Source organism: Silvibacterium acidisoli, from assembly GCA_022870745.1.
In the GTDB taxonomy this organism is placed as follows: domain Bacteria; phylum Acidobacteriota; class Terriglobia; order Terriglobales; family Acidobacteriaceae; genus Silvibacterium.
Genome location: CP085323.1, coordinates 2250883 through 2269997, shown reverse-complemented (window position 1 = coordinate 2269997; position 19115 = coordinate 2250883). Strand labels below are relative to the sequence as shown.

General features: G+C 59.1%; 16 protein-coding genes. 7 read left to right on the top strand and 9 right to left on the bottom strand.

Annotated elements, in window-relative coordinates; translation table 11 throughout:
• Positions 1–55 precede the first annotated feature (55 nt).
• Positions 56–292: an SdpI family protein gene (locus tag LJD29_RS09345; protein WP_446745493.1), complete on the top strand. Its 237-nt coding sequence runs from the start codon at positions 56–58 to the stop codon at positions 290–292.
• Positions 293–382: 90 nt separating this feature from the next.
• Here LJD29_RS09345 and galU read toward each other — a convergent pair whose 3' ends face one another.
• From galU to LJD29_RS09325, 4 genes are all read right to left on the bottom strand, one after another.
• Positions 383–1258 (bottom strand): UTP--glucose-1-phosphate uridylyltransferase GalU, encoded by an 876-nt coding sequence (gene galU / locus LJD29_RS09340; RefSeq protein WP_446745492.1) that lies wholly within the window; start codon positions 1256–1258, stop codon positions 383–385.
• 111 nt (positions 1259–1369) lie between these two features.
• Positions 1370–3127, bottom strand: coding sequence for a DUF885 domain-containing protein (locus tag LJD29_RS09335; protein ID WP_446745491.1), 1758 nt, complete (start codon positions 3125–3127; stop codon positions 1370–1372).
• Positions 3128–3159: 32 nt separating this feature from the next.
• On the bottom strand, positions 3160–6720 hold the full coding sequence (gene mfd, locus LJD29_RS09330) for a transcription-repair coupling factor (RefSeq protein ID WP_446745490.1): 3561 nt from the start codon (positions 6718–6720) through the stop codon (positions 3160–3162).
• 25 nt (positions 6721–6745) lie between these two features.
• Positions 6746–9379 carry a SpoIIE family protein phosphatase gene (locus tag LJD29_RS09325; protein WP_446745489.1) on the bottom strand — a complete coding sequence of 878 codons (2634 nt, stop codon included), beginning with the start codon at positions 9377–9379 and terminating at the stop codon, positions 6746–6748.
• Between the two features lie 148 nt (positions 9380–9527).
• On the opposite strand from LJD29_RS09325, the gene LJD29_RS09320 reads away from it, so the two are divergent.
• From LJD29_RS09320 to mutL, 4 genes are all read left to right on the top strand, one after another.
• Positions 9528–9998: a thioredoxin family protein gene (locus LJD29_RS09320; protein WP_446745488.1), complete on the top strand. Its 471-nt coding sequence runs from the start codon at positions 9528–9530 to the stop codon at positions 9996–9998.
• A 43-nt stretch (positions 9999–10041) separates the two neighbouring features.
• The gene (locus LJD29_RS09315) at positions 10042–10932 is read left to right on the top strand and encodes a YihY/virulence factor BrkB family protein (protein ID WP_446745487.1); all 891 of its coding nucleotides are present in this window, start codon (positions 10042–10044) and stop codon (positions 10930–10932) included.
• A 76-nt stretch (positions 10933–11008) separates the two neighbouring features.
• On the top strand, positions 11009–12520 hold the full coding sequence (gene pyk, locus LJD29_RS09310; protein ID WP_446745486.1) for a pyruvate kinase: 1512 nt from the start codon (positions 11009–11011) through the stop codon (positions 12518–12520).
• A gap of 81 nt (positions 12521–12601) precedes the next feature.
• A complete protein-coding gene (gene mutL / locus LJD29_RS09305) occupies positions 12602–14587 on the top strand; it encodes a DNA mismatch repair endonuclease MutL (RefSeq protein WP_446745485.1) in 1986 nt (661 codons plus the stop codon).
• Between the two features lie 15 nt (positions 14588–14602).
• Here mutL and LJD29_RS09300 read toward each other — a convergent pair whose 3' ends face one another.
• Genes LJD29_RS09300 through LJD29_RS09290 form a run of 3 tightly spaced genes read right to left on the bottom strand, consistent with a single transcriptional unit; the run spans position 14603 to position 16394 of the window.
• On the bottom strand, positions 14603–14941 hold the full coding sequence (locus LJD29_RS09300) for a hypothetical protein (RefSeq protein ID WP_446745484.1): 339 nt from the start codon (positions 14939–14941) through the stop codon (positions 14603–14605).
• Positions 14938–15510 (bottom strand): hypothetical protein, encoded by a 573-nt coding sequence (locus LJD29_RS09295; RefSeq protein WP_446745483.1) that lies wholly within the window; start codon positions 15508–15510, stop codon positions 14938–14940. Before LJD29_RS09295 ends, LJD29_RS09300 begins: the two co-directional genes overlap by 4 nt.
• Before the next feature lie 26 nt (positions 15511–15536).
• Positions 15537–16394 carry a transporter gene (locus LJD29_RS09290; RefSeq protein ID WP_446745482.1) on the bottom strand — a complete coding sequence of 286 codons (858 nt, stop codon included), beginning with the start codon at positions 16392–16394 and terminating at the stop codon, positions 15537–15539.
• 110 nt (positions 16395–16504) lie between these two features.
• Between LJD29_RS09290 and LJD29_RS09285 the strand changes: the two genes are divergently transcribed.
• Together LJD29_RS09285 and LJD29_RS09280 are read left to right on the top strand one after the other, a co-directional pair.
• Positions 16505–16852 carry a PadR family transcriptional regulator gene (locus LJD29_RS09285; RefSeq protein WP_446745481.1) on the top strand — a complete coding sequence of 116 codons (348 nt, stop codon included), beginning with the start codon at positions 16505–16507 and terminating at the stop codon, positions 16850–16852.
• A 38-nt stretch (positions 16853–16890) separates the two neighbouring features.
• Positions 16891–17508, top strand: coding sequence for a histidine phosphatase family protein (locus tag LJD29_RS09280; RefSeq protein ID WP_446745480.1), 618 nt, complete (start codon positions 16891–16893; stop codon positions 17506–17508).
• 36 nt (positions 17509–17544) lie between these two features.
• Here the strand turns inward: LJD29_RS09280 and LJD29_RS09275 are convergent, their stop codons facing one another.
• Both LJD29_RS09275 and LJD29_RS09270 read right to left on the bottom strand, forming a co-directional pair.
• Positions 17545–17895 carry a ComEA family DNA-binding protein gene (locus tag LJD29_RS09275; RefSeq protein WP_446745479.1) on the bottom strand — a complete coding sequence of 117 codons (351 nt, stop codon included), beginning with the start codon at positions 17893–17895 and terminating at the stop codon, positions 17545–17547.
• Between the two features lie 37 nt (positions 17896–17932).
• Entirely contained in the window at positions 17933–19102 is a 1170-nt protein-coding gene (locus tag LJD29_RS09270) for a permease (protein ID WP_446745478.1), read from the bottom strand.
• Positions 19103–19115: the final 13 nt, after the last annotated feature.

Below are 19115 nucleotides of genomic sequence, written 5' to 3'. Positions count from 1 at the left end.
TGATCGCGCAGACATGACGCGCGACACTTAGCCAGGGCAGGAACGGAGAACGACTATGATCGGCTTTGGGCTTGTCGGCGTGGTGCTGATCGTCTTTTCGATTCCCCTGATTCTCGGCAAGGTGCCACCCAACCACATCTACGGCCGTCGTACTGCGGAAACGATGAGCGGCTCCCGCGAAAACTGGTACAGGCAGAACCGCCAGGCCGGGAAGATTCTGCTGATCATCGGTTGTGGAACCGTCGCGACTGCTGTGGCGATGCTTCTACTGGGCGTTCCACTGCTGAAGTAGGCCGCGATGCTCTGCTCCACAAAAAAGCCCGGACCTTTAGGTCCGGGCTTTTTAGTTAGGCTTGTCATCCCGATTCGGGAAGACAAAAGACTAAAGCGAAAGCGACTTCAAATACTCGCGGAACTGCGGTCCAAGATCCTCACGCTTCAGCGCGAAGTCGACCGTTGCCTTGAGCATGCCCAGCTTGTCACCGGCATCGTGGCGGACGCCCTCGAAATTGTAACCGTAGACCTTCTCTGTTTTGAGCAGGCCCAGGATACCGTCGGTCAGCTGCAGTTCGCCGCCTGCGCCCGGCTCAATTTTCTCGAGCAGGTCGAAGATTGCCGGAGTCAGCACATAACGGCCAACGATGGCATTCTTCGAAGGAGCATCTTCGAACTTCGGCTTCTCAACCATGCCGGTCGCTTCCATCAGGCGCGGATTCTTCGACGACTGCGTTCCGGCCATCACACCGTAAGCCGAGATCGCCGGGCCTTCGACTTCCATCGTCGCCAGGATCGAGGACTGGGTTTCATCGAAGACGTCGATCATCTGCTTGAGGCAGGGAACCTTGCCGTCCATCACATCGTCGGGCAGCAGCACCGCGAAGGGCTCATTGCCTACCAGCTCTTTCGCCATCAGTACAGCATGGCCCAGGCCCTTGGCTTCCTTCTGGCGCACATACGAAATCTGCGCCATGTTCGACACGCTGCGAGCGATCTCGAGCAGAGCTGTCTTATTCTTTTTCTCAAGCGTGGCCTCAAGCTCGTAGCTGGTATCGAAGTGGTCTTCGATGGATGTCTTGCCGCGTGCCGTGATGATGATGATCTCTTCGCATCCCGCGGCCAGCGCCTCTTCGACGCCGTACTGGATGATCGGCTTATCGACTACGGCCAGCATTTCCTTGGGGATGGCCTTGGTAGCAGGCAAAAAACGGGTTCCGAAACCAGCTGCCGGAAATACTGCTTTGCGTACCTTTGCTTTCATGCGGGAAGTCCTTCGCTTTGATTGGATTACGGCAGATTTCTGTCCAGTCTGACAGACAAACGGATGGCAGCACAATAGCCGATCTGTGCTGCCATGTTGCTGAGATGCAGATTAGAGCGTTGGCGAATCGTCGCCCAGCATCGCCTTTCTTACGATCTTGATGGGAGCGCCGCCCTGACGCATGAAATCGTCATGAAATTTCTGCAGCGAGAAGCCTGAACCCTCTTTTTCCTTCACATCGGCCCGCAGTTTCAGGATTTCGAGCTTGCCCAGCGTGTAGTAGAGATAGGTCGGATCGGAGGTGCCGCGCTTGGTCTCGATCGAACCGATCGAACGCGACTGGTAGCCCTCGGACACGAAGAAATCCTGCGCCTGATCGAGCGTCATCTGGCCGGTGTGCATCTTGATGCCGACGATGAAGCGCGCGTCGCGCAAGAGCGCATCCTGAAGCTGGCCGAGTTTAACGAGCCGTGCCTCGTGCTCGTCCTTCGCACCCGCCCCCGGCTGCCCATAACCTTCATCGAGCATCATCTGCTCGCAGTAGTGTGCCCATCCTTCAACATTCGTATTCGAGGTGATGATCTTACGCACCTGGCTCATCGGCGAGTGGTTCACCCACAGAAACTGCACATAGTGGCCGGGGTATGCTTCATGCACCGAGGTGCTGATGACCGTGCCGACATTGAATGCTGCCATGTGCTCGGCAATGTGCTCCTGCGTCCAGTTCTTCTCGGGCAGTGTCACGTTGAAGTAGGCAGTCTTCGAATTCGCCTCGAACGGTCCCGGCGAATCCATCGAAGCCTGCGTGGTTGCGCGCATGAAGGGAGGCGTCTCCTCGAGCACCGGCTGTACGTCGGAGGGGATGGTGATGATCTTCTTCTCGTGGATGAAGGCGATCTCTCCATTGAAGCGATCATGAAACGCCTGCAGCAGTTGATCGGGCGCAGGATGAATCGTCGCCAGCTCCGCCAGCACCTGCTTCGGCGTCTTGTTCGGGTCTACTTCCTTCGCGATCTTCTCGAACTCGGCCTGGTTGCGATGCAGATCGGCATAAGCGATGTCGAGCAGCTTTGGCAGTGGCGTGTCGACCATCTCGTCATACTGCAGTTTCTTCGAGAAGGCATCGGCGCCGATGCGGAAGTCGCCATTCGAGCGTGGCAGCAGGTCGGTCTTCAGCCACTGCTCGTAGTCCTTCAGCGCGGCGATGACCGCAGCATTGGTCTTGTGAAACTCGTCGATGGTTGCCTTGTCCTTCGCGTCGGTAAAGGCCGAGGGCACATCGTTCTCGAAGAAGCTGATGATGTCCGGCAGCTGCTCAAGCGCGATCTCCGTGTAGATCTTCGGAGGATTCTTCAGGTTCTTCCGCGCTTCGGCGAAGACGGCAGGCATCTGCTTCTCGCGGGCAATCAGCGAACGCAGGCGATCATCGGCAGGTGCAAACTTGCGCTCCATCAGCACGAAGGCGCTGTTGGTGATGCCGCTCGAGTAGTTGTCAGGATTCTTCTCCCACGGGCGAATCGTCTCGAGCGTCAGCAGGGCGCCACGAATATTATTCCGCACCATGGCCAGGTCGCCCTGCGTGCTAAGGTCGAGTCCGGTCTCTGAAACCGCATCGAATTTCGCCTCGTACTGCTTGAGCGCCGCAATCTCTTTCTCGACGCCGGCGCTGCTGTAATCCTCAAGGATCGGATCGTACTTGTGCAGGCCCGCCGCGGTTCCACCTGTTGGCGAGAACTTGTAATAGACCTGCGAAAAATATTCATCGGCAAGATGGCGGAAGTTCGCTGCCGGATCGGCAGCCTGCGCCTGCAAAGTCGTTGCCATCATGCCTCCGGCGATCAAAAGCGTGGAACATATCGTACGTTTCATAAGGCCTCGAAATTTGTAATTGAAACAGTATCTTATCCGGCGACTTCCTGCCGCGCAGCGAGCTCATCCAGCAGCAGGCGGATCTCCGTGATGACGTCATCCGGCTTGGGTGAGACAAGCAGGTACTTCAGCACACCCTGCGGTGTGAATTGTGCACCACGCTTCGTGTTCTTCGCCACCATCTTCATCAGCTTGCCCGGATCGATGCCCGCATCTTCGTTGAATCGGATGTGGAGCATCTCGCGCTTGCGGTCGATCTGCGCCACGCCCATGGCTTCGCACTCCAGGCGCAGATTCGCCGCATCGAGCAGCAGGCGTAGGCTATCCGGCATGGGACCGTAGCGATCCTCGAGCTCGGCGCGCACATCCTCCAGCTCGCGCTCCGTCTGCACACCGGCGATGCGCTTGTACATGCGCAGACGCTGATTCTCTTCGCCGATGTAGCTCTCGTCGATGCGCAGGCCGATGCCCAGGCTGAGCTGCGTCGGCTGCTTCTCGACGCGCTCCTCACCCTTAAGCTTGCCAACCGCTTCTTCGAGCATGGTCGTGTACATCTCGAAGCCGATCGATTCGATATGGCCGCTCTGTTCGCCGCCCAGCATATTGCCCGCTCCGCGCAACTCCAGGTCGAGTGCGGCAATCTTGAAGCCTGCGCCAAGATCGGAAAACTCTTTCAGCGCCGCCAGCCTGCGTCGCGCAACATCAGTCAACTGCTGTTCCGGTGGAATCAACAGATAGGAATATGCACGGCGATTTGAACGGCCCACGCGGCCACGCAGTTGGTACAGCTCTGACAACCCATGCCGGTCGGCGCGATTGATCATGATCGTGTTCGCGAGAGGAATATCGAGGCCATTCTCGATGATCGACGTCGCCACCAGCACGTCATACTCCTGGTTCATGAACGCGAGCATCACCTTCTCAAGCTCGCCCTCGGCCATCTGCCCATGACCGACGATCACCCGTGCAGTGGGCACAAGTTCACGAATCTTCGCGGCGAGTTCATAGATTGTTTCGACGCGATTGTGTACGAAATAAGCCTGGCCGCCTCGCTCCAACTCGACCTCAATTGCGGAACGGACCAGCTTCTCATCGAACTTCGCCACAATGGTCTGAATCGCCATGCGATCCTTCGGCGGCGTCTCGATCACGCTCATGTCGCGCAGGCCCACGAGCGACATATGCAGCGTTCGCGGAATCGGCGTGGCGCTCATGGCCAGCACATCGATCTCGCGGCGCATCTGCTTCAGGCGTTCCTTGTGGCGCACGCCAAAGCGCTGCTCTTCGTCGACGACCAGCAGACCGAGATCCTGAAACTTCAGGTCCTTCGACAAGAGCCTGTGCGTGCCGATGAGGATATCGACCTTGCCAGCCTCGGTGCGTTCGAGAATATCCTTCTGCTCCTTCGGCGTGCGGAAGCGAGAGATCAGCTCGATGTTAACCGGGAAGAGTTTGAAGCGCTTCTTGAATGTCTCAAAGTGCTGGAAGCTGAGCACGGTCGTCGGCGTCAGCACCGCTACCTGCTTGCCGTCCTGCACTGCCTTGAAGGCCGCGCGCATGGCGACTTCGGTTTTTCCGTAGCCTACGTCGCCGCACAGCAGGCGATCCATCGGCTGCGTCGACTCCATGTCGCGCTTGATGTCGTTGATCGCGTTCAGCTGATCGTCGGTCTCGTTGTAATCGAAGGCATCTTCGAACTCGCGCTGAAATTCATTGTCAGGATTGAACGAATGGCCCTTCGCCGAAGCGCGCTGCGCATATAGCTTCAGCAGCTCATCGGCCATGTCTTCCATCGCCTTGCGCACGCGGGCTTTTGTCTTCGCCCACTGCTGCGTGCCCAGGCGGTTCAGTACCGGCGCAGGTCCTGCATCGGTCGAACGATATTTCTGGATGAGGTCGAGTCGCGTCAGCGGTACATAGAGTCGCGCCTCTTCCGCAAACTCGAGCACCATGAAGTCGATGATGGTGCCGTCCTGTTCGATCTGGCGCAGGCCCTTGTAACAGGCGATGCCATGCTCGACGTGGACAACGTAATCGCCGACCGTAAGGTCGCGGAAATCTGAAACGAATGCAGCGGTCTTCGACTTCTTAGCGGCCGGACGAGCCGTCACATCAGCATCGTCTGAGAAATCATTCGCACCGAAGACGACGAGGTTGTTCTCGGGCAGGCTCACGCCATTCGACAGCGCGCTGCGAACGATGACCGGAGTGCGCAGGTTGCCCGCGAGATAGCTTGTCTCGTCGTAGATGTTTTCGCTGCCGGTGTGTTGCAGGCGGCTGCCCAGCCGGTACGGCAGTTCGTACTCGCGCAGCAGGTTCGCCAGCCGCTCCACTTCGCCCTGGTTCGGAGCCACCAACAGCATGCGCACTTCCTGCGTCATCAGGGTGCGAATCTGCTCGATCATGGCCGGGATGGAACCGTGAAAGCGCAGCGTGGGTCGCGAGTGAAAGGCGATCTCGCCCAGCGTCTGGTCCTCGTCCAGAACATCGACCGCGCCCAGTTGGTCGATGTCGATGCCGGGGTGCGAATTCAGCTTTGCCGAAAGAATCTCCGGTTGCAGATAGATATCGGACGGCGTAATCAGCGACCCTATGCTCGACCGGTCGTGGCGCTGCTCAATCTTGTTCCACCAGCGCTCGATCTGGTTCTGGATCATCGCCGGCTCTTCCACGAAGAGCGAACAACGCGGAAAGAGGTCGAAGAGCGTGCTGTTTGCTCCGGCTACGCCTGCGAAAAACTCCCAGCCTGGAAAGACCGTCACTCCGCCTGCAGTCACAGCCCGCTCGACCAGCTCGGCGTCGTCGCCTGCATCGATGCGATCGGTGCCGCTCAGGCGCGTATGCACCGCCGCCAACAGCTTCTCGCTTACCGGAATTTCCGTCAGCGGCAGCAGGCGGGCTTCGTCGAGCGGCGCGGCAGAGCGCTGCGTTTCCGGGTCGAACTTCTTGATGGTCTCGATCTCATCGCCGAAAAACTCGAAGCGCACAGGCCGATCGGTTTCGGGCGAGTAAACATCGAGAATACCGCCACGGCGCGTGTACTGGCCCGGCATCTCGACGATATCCATCGGGGTGTAACCGACGCTGGAAAGATGAGCGAGCAGTGTCTCCACATCCACTTCTTCGCCACGGCGCAGCGTCTGCGCCAGCCCACCGTAGAACGACTGCGAGAAGAGCTTCATCGCTACCGCTTCCACAGGAGCGATCACAATCGAAGCATCGCCGGTCGCCATCTTCCAGAGCGTAGCCGCGCGCTGCTCCTGGACTTCAGGGTGCGGCGAGAGGTTCTCAAATGGCAGCACATCATGTGCGGGCAGCTTGAGCACGCGATTCGACGGAATGGCGCCGGTCAGCTCGCAGCCTGCCCGCAGCGCTACCTGTAACGCATCGGCAGCCTTGTTGTCGGCTACGACGACGATGACGGGGATGTTCGCAGCCCGGGCAAAGAGAGGCAGATACAACGCACGAGCCGTCGAGGTGAGTCCGGACACACGACGGCGCCCATGACCGAGGGCCAGATGCCGTCGAGCCTGTTCAAAAGCGGGGGTATTCTCCAAATCCGCCAGTAGTTCACGGACAAATGGGAGGATCATTTCATTCCCAGTTTATCAGCGTCGCTCAGTCATCCAGCTTCAGCACCAGCAGCGTCATGTCATCATGCTGCGGAGCCCCGGCGGTGAACCTGTCTGCCGCTTCAAAGATGGAGACAAGAATCTCAGTAGCCGGCCGCTCCCGCACCCTTGAAGCAGCTTCGATCAGCCGATCCTCGCCCCACTCCTCGTCCTCGTGCGTCATGGCTTCGCTGATGCCATCGGTATAAAGCAGCAGCACATCGCCGGGCTCAAGCACGATCGACTCCTCTGTATATGGAGCCACGGGCAGCAGACCAACCACCGGTCCACCTGCCTCAAGACGGATAGCGTCCTGGCCTCCATCTGCCCTGCGGCGCAGGATGATGGGTGGATTGTGTCCTGCATTCACGCAATCCAGCTGCCGCGTCTTCGGGTCGTAAGCCGCAAAGAAAAATGTCGCGTAGCGATTCGAGGCCGAGGCCTCGTAAACCAGCCGGTTCACCTTGTCCATCAGGTTGGCGAAGTCGCGCGGGTTGTCGAGCGTGACGCCGCGCAGGCTGGCGCGAAGGCTGGCCATCAGCAGCGCCGCGGCGATTCCCTTGCCGCTTACGTCGCCAATCGCAAGGCCTGTCCTGCCATCCGTCAGCTCGAAGACGTCATAGTAGTCGCCGCCCACGCCCAGCGCCGGCCGGCACGCTCCCGCGATGGTAGCGCCGGGCAACTGCGGCATCTCCTGCGGAAAGAGCCGCTCCTGCACCTCGCGTGCAATCTCGATCTCACGATTTACGCGCTCGCGCTGCGCTGCCTCGGTCGCCAGTGACCGCGCCAGCTCCGAAATCTCGATCGCCAGCCCGGTCTGCGTAGCAACGGTCTGCAGCATGTGCAGATCGGCCTGCGTATAAGCAGCCTCCGAGCGCTTGGGACCGAGCGCCATCACGCCCATCAGCCGGTTGCGCCCCGGCAGCGGCAGCAGAAGCTCGGCGTTGATGGTGTCGAGGAACTGTCGCTCGCTCATGCCCGCCATCAGGTACCAGGCATCAGGATCGTCGCGATAAAGCCTCGCCGGCTCATTCGTCGAAGCAAGATAGCGCACCGCGGAGGCCTGCGCGGGCAGCACCAGCGCGCCTGCGTTGAGCATCGCCGTTCCGTTCGATCCGAATGAAACCCCGATGGACTGCTGCAGATGAAAGAATTCGCCGCGGCGCAGCAGCATCGCCACCTGGTCCACGTGCAGAGTTTCGGCCACGCGACGAACGACGGTCTCGAGCAGCGGCGCTGTCTCGGTAAAACGGCGAACCTCGTCTGAAAGCTCGTTCAATACGACTTCGGCGTTGTAGGCCTCGCGGAAGAACCTGCGGTCGATCCAATCCTGCGCGCGCTTTGCCAGGCCCAGACGCAGGCCAACGACCAGCATGAGAAAGACCGCGCCGGCGGCCACGTCAGAGGCGGTCGATTGCTTCTTTGAGAAGATCGGCAGCAGAAGCAGCCAGGTCGCCAGAAAAATCAGGGCCGACTGTACCACGTACAGGAATGCCTTCGCCAGCAGGTAGCGTGTACCGGTGCGCACAATCACGCGCACATCCATGGCGCGCTGCACCAGCACGACGTAGGCCAGCGTGAAAGGCGCAATCGTGAACAGAATGCTGCCCGCGGTGCGTATCCAGAAGTCGACCGGCCTGTCGCTGTTGTCGATTCCGAAATGAGGCAGCAGCACAAAGACGAAGAGCAGCGAACCGACACCGATGAACATACCGGTAGTCAGCACGCGCAATCTGCGGCGCGCGTCTTCGGTCGACGCCGACCGCAGCTTGTCGAGCGTGAAGATCAGGTAGAGGATGACGCAGGCCAGGTTGAGCGCATTGATCATCTTCTCAATCTGCTGGCAGATCCCTGCAAAGGCCGGATTGGGAGGCGCCGCGAAGTATTCCAGATACAACAGCGGAAACAGCGCCACTGCGCCGATCAGGATCGGGCCGACGACCAGCCACTTGATCCAGGGCAGCCTCTGGTCGATGCGCGAGCGTTCCGGAAAGTAGACGCCGAAGAACATCAGCGCGGGCGCAATCGCCATTTGCAGCAGGTTGTACCAGAATGCCCGCAGCGCCAGCCCGAGGCCGGTGGCATAGCCGATATTCACCCAGATCACGCTGGGCGCGGTCAACAGCACCAGCAGCAGCCACGCATTCCGAAGCAGTGGCTTCGAAAAAACCACCCAATAGCCGATCAGCAGGCAGATGAGCGGCAACAGCGAGCTCATCAGGAATCTTTGGGAGCGAACAGCCCAGACCGAGATTCCTGACGGGCTTCTCCTCTTCGTGACGAGAGTCACCGTCGCCATGCCGGAACTGCCGTCCGGCCGCACGAACTCAACATCGAGGGTGTCGCCCGGGTGCTCTTCGCTGACAATCTCGGCCCACTGGCTCTTTCCCGTGTTGGGCGCCCCGTTCAGGCCGGTGACGCGGAAGCCGGTAGCCAGCCCGGCGCTTTTCGCTTCAGGCCTGACCTCGTCGATCTTCAGTGAATCGTCGTCGCAGGAAAACGGCGCCTGAATATGGCGGTTCCAGTGAAGATCTCCATCCCACATGTCTATGACCCCGGTCAGCCAGAAGCTGAAGCTCGCCAGCACATAGACCGCAAGCAACGCCCGGAGCAGATTTGGGGATGGATTTCGCGTTTTCATGGAACTCGCAACCATAGTACCGTGAACCCTTTCTGGAACCGCTTCAGAATCTGCCGGTTACTCTATAAAACGATTTCCCGGCGTGGGCCGTTCCATATATGTCATCCTTGATATCGCGGAGCGATATCAAGGTCCGCCGGAGATATCCATGATTCAGAAACTGCGGCTAGCCGCCTGTGCCCTCTTCATCGCCGCCTTCGCCTCGGCTGCCATGGCGCAGGGACGCATCATTTATTCAGACACCGCCGATGCACACGCCGACATTACGAAGGCGCTGCACGAAGCCGCCCGGACCCATAAGCGGGTGATCCTCGATTTCGGCGGGAACTGGTGCGGTGATTGCCAGGTCCTGGATATCTACTTCCACCAGGAGCCGAATCTTTCGATCCTCGATAAGAGCTTCATCCTGGTTCACGTCGATATCGGCCACATGGATAAGAACACCGATGTCGCAGAGAAGTACGAAATTCCGCTGCATAAGGGTGTTCCGGCACTGGCCGTGCTCGACCGGCAGGGCAAGCTCCTTTATTCTCAGAAGGCAGGCGAGTTCGAGGCGATGCGCCGCATGGACCCGGCCTCCGTTACCAATTTCCTCAACCAGTGGAAAGCAAAGGGATAAAGCAGAAACCGGCAGACCTGCATGCCGTCAGGAAGCTCAGATTATGCTGATGCGCATGTTTCATCATCTGCGCCGGGCCATGTGGAAGGCGCTCGGGCACGGCGCCTTTACGAATGCCAAGTCAGCCGCTTACTCCGCCATCCTCAGCGTTTTTCCCGCATTGCTCGTCATCACTACGCTTCTCGCGCTTACGCCGGAAACCGATACGGTCCGCGGCGACATCAAGAACGCGTTCTCCGAGATTCTGCCCAACGACACCATGTCGCTGGTCCTGACCTATTTCCAGAACAACCATGCCCGGTCCGTTCGCCTCATCTGGACCTCCGGCTTTATCACCATCGCCGCCGCCATGGGCACGATGCTCTCCTTGATGGATGGCTTCCGCCGCGCCTATCTGCTCCCGCGCGGCGAATGGGGATGGCTCAAGGAACACTGGATCGCCATTGCGCTGGTTCCCGCCACGCTGGTTCCCATGATCTTTGCCACCGGTCTGGTCGCCTTCGGGCATACGATCGAGCACTGGATGGTCGAAAATGCCGACCACGAGATCCGCTTCTATCTCCTGGTCCTGTTCCGCATCATCCGCTGGACCATCGCGACGCTGACCAGCGTGGTCGTCCTCGGCGTGATCTATCATTTTGGAACGCCCCGCAAACGTCAGTGGCACCAGGTCATTCCCGGCGCGCTGCTCGGGACCGTCACCTGGTTTCTCGCCACCTTGATCTATGGCTGGTACCTTACCCGCTATGCGGACTACTCGGTTGTCTACGGATCGCTGGGAGCCGGGGTCGCGACTTTAATCTGGCTCTACATGGTCTGTTTCAGCATTCTGCTGGGCGCCGAATTTAATGCGCAGATCTTCCCGATCCCGGGTCTTACCGAGCCGGTGAACGATGAAAATCCCGTAACTCTCCGCGCCAAGGCCAACTCCTGAGCTTTGCTCGCTCCTGAAGGTTTAAAATTGAGTAGTTTGCACACGCGTTAAAGCCAAAAACGCAGTTGGGGGATGGATGAACTCTACTTTTGCCGATTCAAAGGTCGCGCAGGACGCACCCGTACGCCGCGCAAAGATCGTCGGTACGCTTGGACCTGCATCGAGCAATGAAACCACTTTTCGCGAGCTGGTTCGCGCTGGACTCGACGTTGCCCGTCTGAACTTCTCTCACGGCACACAGCCGGAAAAGCTTCAATTGATCGAAATGGTCCGCAAGGTCGCCGCCGAGGAAAAGAAGAACATTTGCATCCTCGCCGATCTGCAGGGACCGAAGATCCGCACCGGCCTGCTCGAAGGCGGCAAGCCCGTTCAGCTCGTCGCCGGTGAAAAGCTCACCATCACTCCCCGTGACATAAAGGGCAATGCCCGCACCGTATCTACCGTCTTCACCACGCTGGCTGAAAACGTCGAGCCCGGAACCCGCATCCTGCTCTCCGACGGCCTGATTGAGCTGCACGTGATCGCTGTCCACGGCGACGACGTGGAATGCGTGATCATCAATGGAGGCCTGCTCGGTGAAAAGAAGGGCATCAACCTGCCCGGTATCCCGGTGAAGGTGCCTTCGTTGACTGAAAAGGACGCCTCCGACCTGGATTTCGTCGTCAAGGCAGGGGTCGACGCCATCGCCGTCTCCTTCGTTCGCACCGCCGAAGACATCCGCATCGTCAAGAACCGTATCGCCAGCCTCGGAGCAGACACCTGGGTCGTCGCCAAGCTCGAGAAACCGCAGGCCATCGACAACCTCGATGAGATCCTCGAAGTCACCGACGGCGTGATGGTCGCCCGCGGCGATCTCGGCGTGGAAGTCCCGCCGGAGAAGGTTCCCGCGATCCAGAAGCTGATCATCCGCAAGTCGCTCGATTACCGCAAGCCGGTGATCACCGCGACCCAGATGCTCGAGTCTATGATCGAGAATCCCCGCCCGACGCGCGCCGAAGCCAGCGACGTGGCTAACGCCGTCTACGACGGAACGGATGCGGTCATGCTCTCGGCTGAAAGTGCCGCAGGCAAATATCCGGTCGAAGCCGTCAAGATGATGGCCAAGATCGTTATCGAGACCGAGTCGCACATCGACGACAGCTTCAAGAAGAATCGCCCCGCCCACGTCCGCCTTTCCGTTGCGGAAACCATCTGTGAGTCGATGGCCCATGCCGCTTCCGACCTCGATGTTCGCGCCATCGCCGTTTTCACCGAAACCGGAACCACCGCCCGCCAGCTTTCGAAGTACCGCCCCAAGCCGCCCATCTACGCGCTGTCGAGCGTGGAGACGGTCATCAATCGCATGGCCCTGCTCTGGGGTGTTCAATCCATCCGCTGCCCCAAGGCCAACACCGCCGAAGCGATGGTGGACATGGCAGAGACGCTGCTAGAACAGAATGGCCACGCCGGCCCGCAGGACATCGTGGGCATCGTCGCCGGAACCCGCACCAAGTCTGGCTCGACCAACTTCCTGCGCCTGCATGTTCTTGGCGATCGCCTCGGCGAAAGCACAAAGGACAAGACCACCGAAGAAGCTCTCACCCGGTAGACAGAAACCGCGGAAGGAATCCCGCTACAATCGGAGACGGCTCAGGCCGTCTCCATCTTATTTTCAGGACTTCACTCTGGCATGGGCCGCATCCGCATACTCTCCGACCAGGTTGCCAACCAGATCGCCGCAGGCGAAGTGGTCGACCGCCCTGCGTCTGTCGTCAAGGAACTGCTCGAGAACTCGCTCGACGCCGAAGCGACGCGCATTTCCGTCGAAGTAGAAGGCGGCGGCCGCAAGCTTATTCGAATTGTGGACAACGGCATCGGCATGGTGCGCGATGACGCGCTGCTCGCCTTCGAGCGCCACGCAACCTCAAAGATCCGCTCCAGCGACGACCTGCTCTCCATCGCCACGCTCGGTTTTCGCGGCGAGGCGCTGCCCTCCATCGCCTCTATCTCCCGTCTTGAACTCGAAACCCGTTCGAAAGACGAAGCCGGTGGAACGCGCATTGAGATCGTCGGCGGCAAGATCTATCGCGTGGAAGACGCCGGACTGCCTACCGGAACGACAATCTGTATCCGCGATCTTTTTTTCAATACACCGGCGCGACGCAAGTTTCTGCGTGCCGAGTCGACCGAGCTCTCACACGTAACCGCGCTTGTCACCCACTACGCATTGGCGCATCCCGGCAAACACTTCGAGCTGCACTCGGCCAGCCATGCGCTGCTGATCGCACCACCGGTCAGCAAGCCATCGGAGCGCATCTACCAGATCTTCGGCAACGACACGCTTTCGCAGCTGATTCCGCTCACTGCCGAACGCCCCTTCGACCGCGCTGGGCTGCCCGAGCCTCCGCCCTGGAAGCGCGATGACGAATATCAGCCGCCAGACCCCGGATTTCTGCGGGTGACCGGCTTCGTCTCGAAGCCTGAGCTGCAGAAACTCAACCGCAACTCGATCTACATCTTCGTAAACAACCGGCTCATTCGCGATCGGCTCATCCTGCACGCCATCAGCGAGGCCTACCGCAACGTCATTCCGCCGACGTCGTTTCCTGTCGCGCTGCTCTTTCTCGATATGCCGCCGCACGAGGTGGATGTGAATGTCCATCCCTCGAAGACCGAAGTGCGGTTTCGTCAGCAGAGCTATATCCACGACTTTGTACGCGACAGCATCCGCAACACGTTGGTGAAGGCGCGCCCGGCGGCGGAGTTTTTCTCGGCGCTCACGGCGAATCCCACGGCGTCCGCCGTGCTCATGCCACGCCAATCGCCCGCACCCGGCGAAGAAGATATCGAAGCGCAGGGCGAACCCGGTGTTGACTCGCAGAACCAGTCTGAGCCGGAACCGGTTCTGACACGCGACGGCGAAACCCTGGTGCTGACCTCGCCGGTGCTGCCACCGCAGGAACAGAACATTCCATTTCCCTTGTCCGCGGCGCCGATGCCTGTCGAGCCGGCGCGCAGCGGAACCCTCCGCGACTGCGAACCGAAGTGGGACACCAACGAGCTGCCGGAGGGTGGCGAGGCGCCGACCCTCAACTCCCTGGCCTCTCTCAAGCCGCTCGGCCAGCTGCGCGAGTCTTTCATCCTCGCAGTCAACGACGAAGGTCTCTGGATCGTCGACCAGCATGTCGCCCATGAGCGAGTGCTCTTTGAAAAGATCCTGCGCGAACGCGAGGTCGAGAGCGTGAAGCGACAGCGCCTGCTCATGCCCCTGCTCATCGATCTGCTGCCGCAACAGATGGTGCTCTTCTCCGGCATATCGGAAGAACTTGAGCGTAACGGCTTTGAAGCCGAGCCGTTCGGTCCGAACACAATCGCTGTTAAGGCCGCCCCTATCGGCCTCGAAGGCGCGCGCATGGAGCGCATGCTGATGGAAGTTCTCGAGCAGGCAGGCAATCCCGCACAGGCCGAGAACATGGGTACGCTACGCACCCGCGTTGCCGCTTCAATCGCCTGCCACTCGGCTATCAAGGTGAACTTCCGCCTCGACAACCAGCGCATGGAATGGCTGCTCGCCGAGCTGGCCAGGACAGAACACCCTACCAGCTGCCCCCACGGCAGGCCCATCGCGCTGCGTTATTCCTGGAAAGACATTCAGAAAGCCTTCAACCGTATCTAGGTCCGGGTTATCGCTCTAGAAGATATCTCCGACGGCGGGAATCATCAGTAAGAATGACAGGGCGAAGAGGATGAGTCCCGTTGTGATTGCCCAGGCCTTGGAATCGCTCCGTCTCCACATCGCATCCAGCCCGATCCACGACACGATCCAAATGGCAACGGCAAGCGTTGTTACTCCCGATAATGGCCCTGTTGGCACATAGAAGATCATCGCTTTCTTGAACGGCGCCGAATGATCTCCAATGATCGCCAGCAAGGCAAGCACGAAGACGCCTAGCCCGGTGGAGAAAATCGCAGCAGCGCCCGGCCCATTCGGAAGCCGTTTGGACGGGTTCGATCCATGAGAATCATTCATCGGCGTGTCTCACTTTTTTCCAGGGTCAATGTCGATCCGCCCGTAATCGGTGCGTATTTGTTGATCATCGCTCCCCAGAATCCGGCTATGCCTGCGGAAACGAAAGAGAGCAGAACGACAACCAGCACTGCGTTACGCAGCTTCGTGTGATTTCGCAGATCGCGTCCATATTCGATTACCACGCTGGTCGCCATCGTCATCGCAATCGGCACCAGCCATGCAACATGCTCCTTCCATTCCATGCCTGTCGAATGCCATCCGATGGTGTTTGCGTGCGCCATGAGCAGCTTCTGCGGATATCCGGCCAAGTCTGTCGTTCCGGCAGGAGGTGTTGCACGGTACCACGGATAAACGACATAGGTCCCCGTCAGCACCGCGATCCACGCGCATGTGCTCATCGCGATCAGGTACCACTTCAGAAAAGGACCGCCGTTGACTGTGACCGAATCCGTTCGAGCGATGAACCTGCGATGAAGCTCTACCAGCAGCCCGGAGCAGGCAAGCAGATAAAGCGCTCCGAAACCCATGCCGTGAATGATCGTCCAGAGCGATCGAGATGTAACTTCCATAACCTTCCTCTTGCCAACTGTGAGGGCTAAAAACTGTTTATGTTTCGCGGCCGGTTGAGCCAGAGCATGGCAGCATCTGGCTTGTCGCTCTTACCCCACGTCCAGTACATGCCGACGTAGGCGTAGTTTTCCGTCTGCCCTGCAACGGAGTGGCCATAGCAGAAAAGGAACTGTTCGCCGGGATGATTTTTGAAGTGGTAATAACCACCGACATCAACGAGCGTTGAAGCCTGAAATTGTGGTGCCGCGATCCCTTCTCCGCCATGTGCGAAGACTTCCGCCCCTAATTCAAGCCGCTCGTTCAGTTTTCGTTTTACCAGCCAGCCGGTGTAGGCGTAGTTCCTGTAGTCTTCCTGCGGAACGACTGCATACCCGGCACCGCCATCGAAGAGCCAATCGCCTTCGTTCTTCTGCAGCCACAGAGGAATCTTGTAGTAAACCTTGCCGACTCCCAGGCCGCGATCGTAGTCGCCGGTCGGAAGCTCAAACATGGGAAACATGCCCACCTGCGGGAAATGCGGGCTCTCCTTAATAAACGCGACCTTCACCCCCACCTCGGAGTCGATCAGGCCGAAAGCGCCCGGCCCTTGCCCTTGGGGACTGTAAGCCGGATGATTCAACGGATGGATGGACCCCAGAGGCAGAACGGCGTGAAGCTGAACCCTGGGAACAGCGCCCCAGTTGAACTCGATAGCCGGGCCAGTCGAATCCATTTCAACCGGCGTTCCATCGGCGGCTCCAAAGATATAGAACTCGAAATGTTGATAGTCGACAGGAACAGGATCGTCTGTCTGGTACGGCGGCCCCTGAGCGTGGAGAGCTCTTGGACTGCATACCAGAACCATGAAGAAGATCAGCGGTAGATAAGACCAGCGCGGTTTCACGAAGTACCTGCCCAGGAGTGCTATCGAAACCCGATACAATCGAGGCTAAGACCCTCAACCTTAAGCCTTCCTTAAGATGACAACGAAGTAATATTCACGGAAGAGGCGAATTGGCGACTACGAAACGAGGAATCGCAGATACCGAAGCCTTCTCGGGCCTGATCCGTATCCACGTGCTCCACCATGCTTGTACCGAAGGGGTCTTCGGGCTTGGCATGATCAAGGAACTGCGCCGCCATGGCTACAAAATCGGTCCTGGCACCATGTATCCGCTGCTCCACAGCATGGAGAAGCGTGGCTGGCTGAAAGCGAAGACAACACGGATTGACGGTCGAAGCCGTAAAGTCTATTTCGGTACGCGAGCCGGAAAGAAGACATTGGACGGAGCCCGGCCGAAGGTGAAGGAACTCTTCGAGGAGCTGTTTGAAGAGGGGCACGATCATCACCTTCATGAATGAGCTGCAAGATCGAAGAAGCAACTCCGAGTAGGCAGGTCATGAATTGGATTCAGGCGAGATCGTGGTGCGCGGCAGCCATCATCGGTTTACTGGCCACAGCGGCGGATGCCCAGATGCTGGAAGGTAAATCTCTCACGGAAGCACTGAAGGCAGGCGGATATGTTGTCGTCATGCGCCATGCTTCGGCCCCACAGGCGCCACCGGCACAGGGAGAGGCCGCTTCCGGAAACTCCAGCGGAGAGCGGCAGCTCGATCAGGCTGGCATTGATTCAGCCACGCAGATGGGAGTTGCGCTAAGAAAACTCCGAATACCGATCGGCGCGGTCTATTCCAGCCCAACTTTTCGAGCGCTGGAAACCGTTCGCTACGCTGAGCTCGGTAATCCCATTGTTGTTCCTGAACTCGGCGACCATGGAGTGTCGATGTCTGGTGTGGAGGCCAGTCAGACAGCATGGCTACATGCCGCGGTTACGCATTTCGAAGCCGGTAAAAACACGTTCATAGTGACTCACATGCCCAACATAACCGCTGCCTTCCCGAATCAGGCCGGGGGCCTTAAAGACGGTGAAGCCCTGATCTTCGGTCCGGATGGCAAGGGAGGTACACGCCTCGTTGCTCGGGTAGCGATCGGAGAATGGTCGAAATTGCAGGAATGACAGGCGGCCTCCCGAGAAAGCGCGTCGTTCGCTGCCCTACTTCACACCGATCTGGCTCTTGATGGCGTTGTACTTTGCCTTCGAAAGGATTCGCCGCTTTATAAGCTGCGATGTATTGTCATACGGCCTTGCCTTGATGATGGCTTTGACATCGGCATCGGTCAGGCCCGGCAGCTTGCCCAGGTCAGCGGCAGAGGCGCGATTCAGATCGATCGGTCCTTTTCGTGTCAGCCCTTCGAAAACGCCTCGCGCAACCGCGCCTGCGCTCCGCTTGGCCGCGGCGGTAACGTCTGCAGTGTTCTGCTGAAGAGAGCGGGTGTTGCGTGAGTCGTAGCAGCCAACCAGCAATAACGTATATGCCAACAGCGCCAGCCTAAGGTTTCTCATGATCGAATGGGTACGACTTTACCACGCGGGCACGCGTCTACGCGCGGTGGTGGTGCATGTGCTCGTCCTGCGACGAAGAGCCCATCATGCGCAGCATCTCCGGACCACCGGTCCTGAGAAATCGAATCAGCAGAATTGCCGCGATCGCGAGCGCGGCAACATCCAGCCAGCTGGTGTAATTCCAGCTGAAAGCCATCCCGGCAACTTGTGCGCGCCTCTGCTGCGGAATGAGGTGCAGTGCCGCGAAGAGAAACTCTACCGCTAGCGACGCCAGCGTCATCGCCAGATAGAACAGGACAAAGAGCAGCCCGCTGACCTTCAACCCGTAATACTTCCGATAAATATTCAGGATCGGCAGGATGATGAGGTCGGCGAAAAGAAATGCGATGACCCCTCCGAAGCTGATGCCACCATTCCAGAGCACCGCCGCCAGAGGTACATTCCCCACCGAGCAGACGAATGAGAGCACCGCGACCAGCGGACCGGCGACCGGTCCCCAGAGCTTCGCCGCTATGGGGTGACCGGCGAGAAAGAATCCCTGCCAGAAGCGATCCGGCACCCACGCCGCCAGCGCGCCCGATATCAGCAGCCCTCCACCGATGTCCATCCAGAGCGAGGCCCAGTCCATGACGAAGAGATGGCTGATCGCCGTCCGCCCTTTATCCGAGGTCATCCTCTGCCAGATGGTTCCCTCGTGCTGGGACATATCCATCGCCGCGTGGCCCTCCATGCGCCCCTGCAGGCCGCGCTCGGCCTGCTCTCTCGCGGCCTCAACCAGCCGGGGCGTTAAAAATGCCTTCAGCAAAAGCACGAGGATCGCGATCATGATCGGTCCGCCGGTAAACTCCGCCAGCGTGAACTGCCAGCCCATCAGCACGGCCAGCAGAATTCCCAGCTCGAGCACCAGGTTCGTCGACGCGAACTGAAAGGCCATGGCGGCTGTGAAATTCGCGCCCTTGCGAAACAGCGACCGCGCCAGCGCGACCGCGGCATATGAGCAGGACGACGAAGCGGCGCCGAGTCCACAGGCAATGGTGATGGATTTCGGCGAGTCATCCGGAAGCAGCCGTCCCATCTCCTCTTTTGAGACAACTGCCTGGATGACCGCCGAGAGCCAGAAGCCGAGCACCAGTGCCCAGAACATCTGCCAGCCCATGATGGCAGCCATATCGAGAGCATGAAATATCGCGTGTGAAATAGATGTCATGGCAGATCAATGT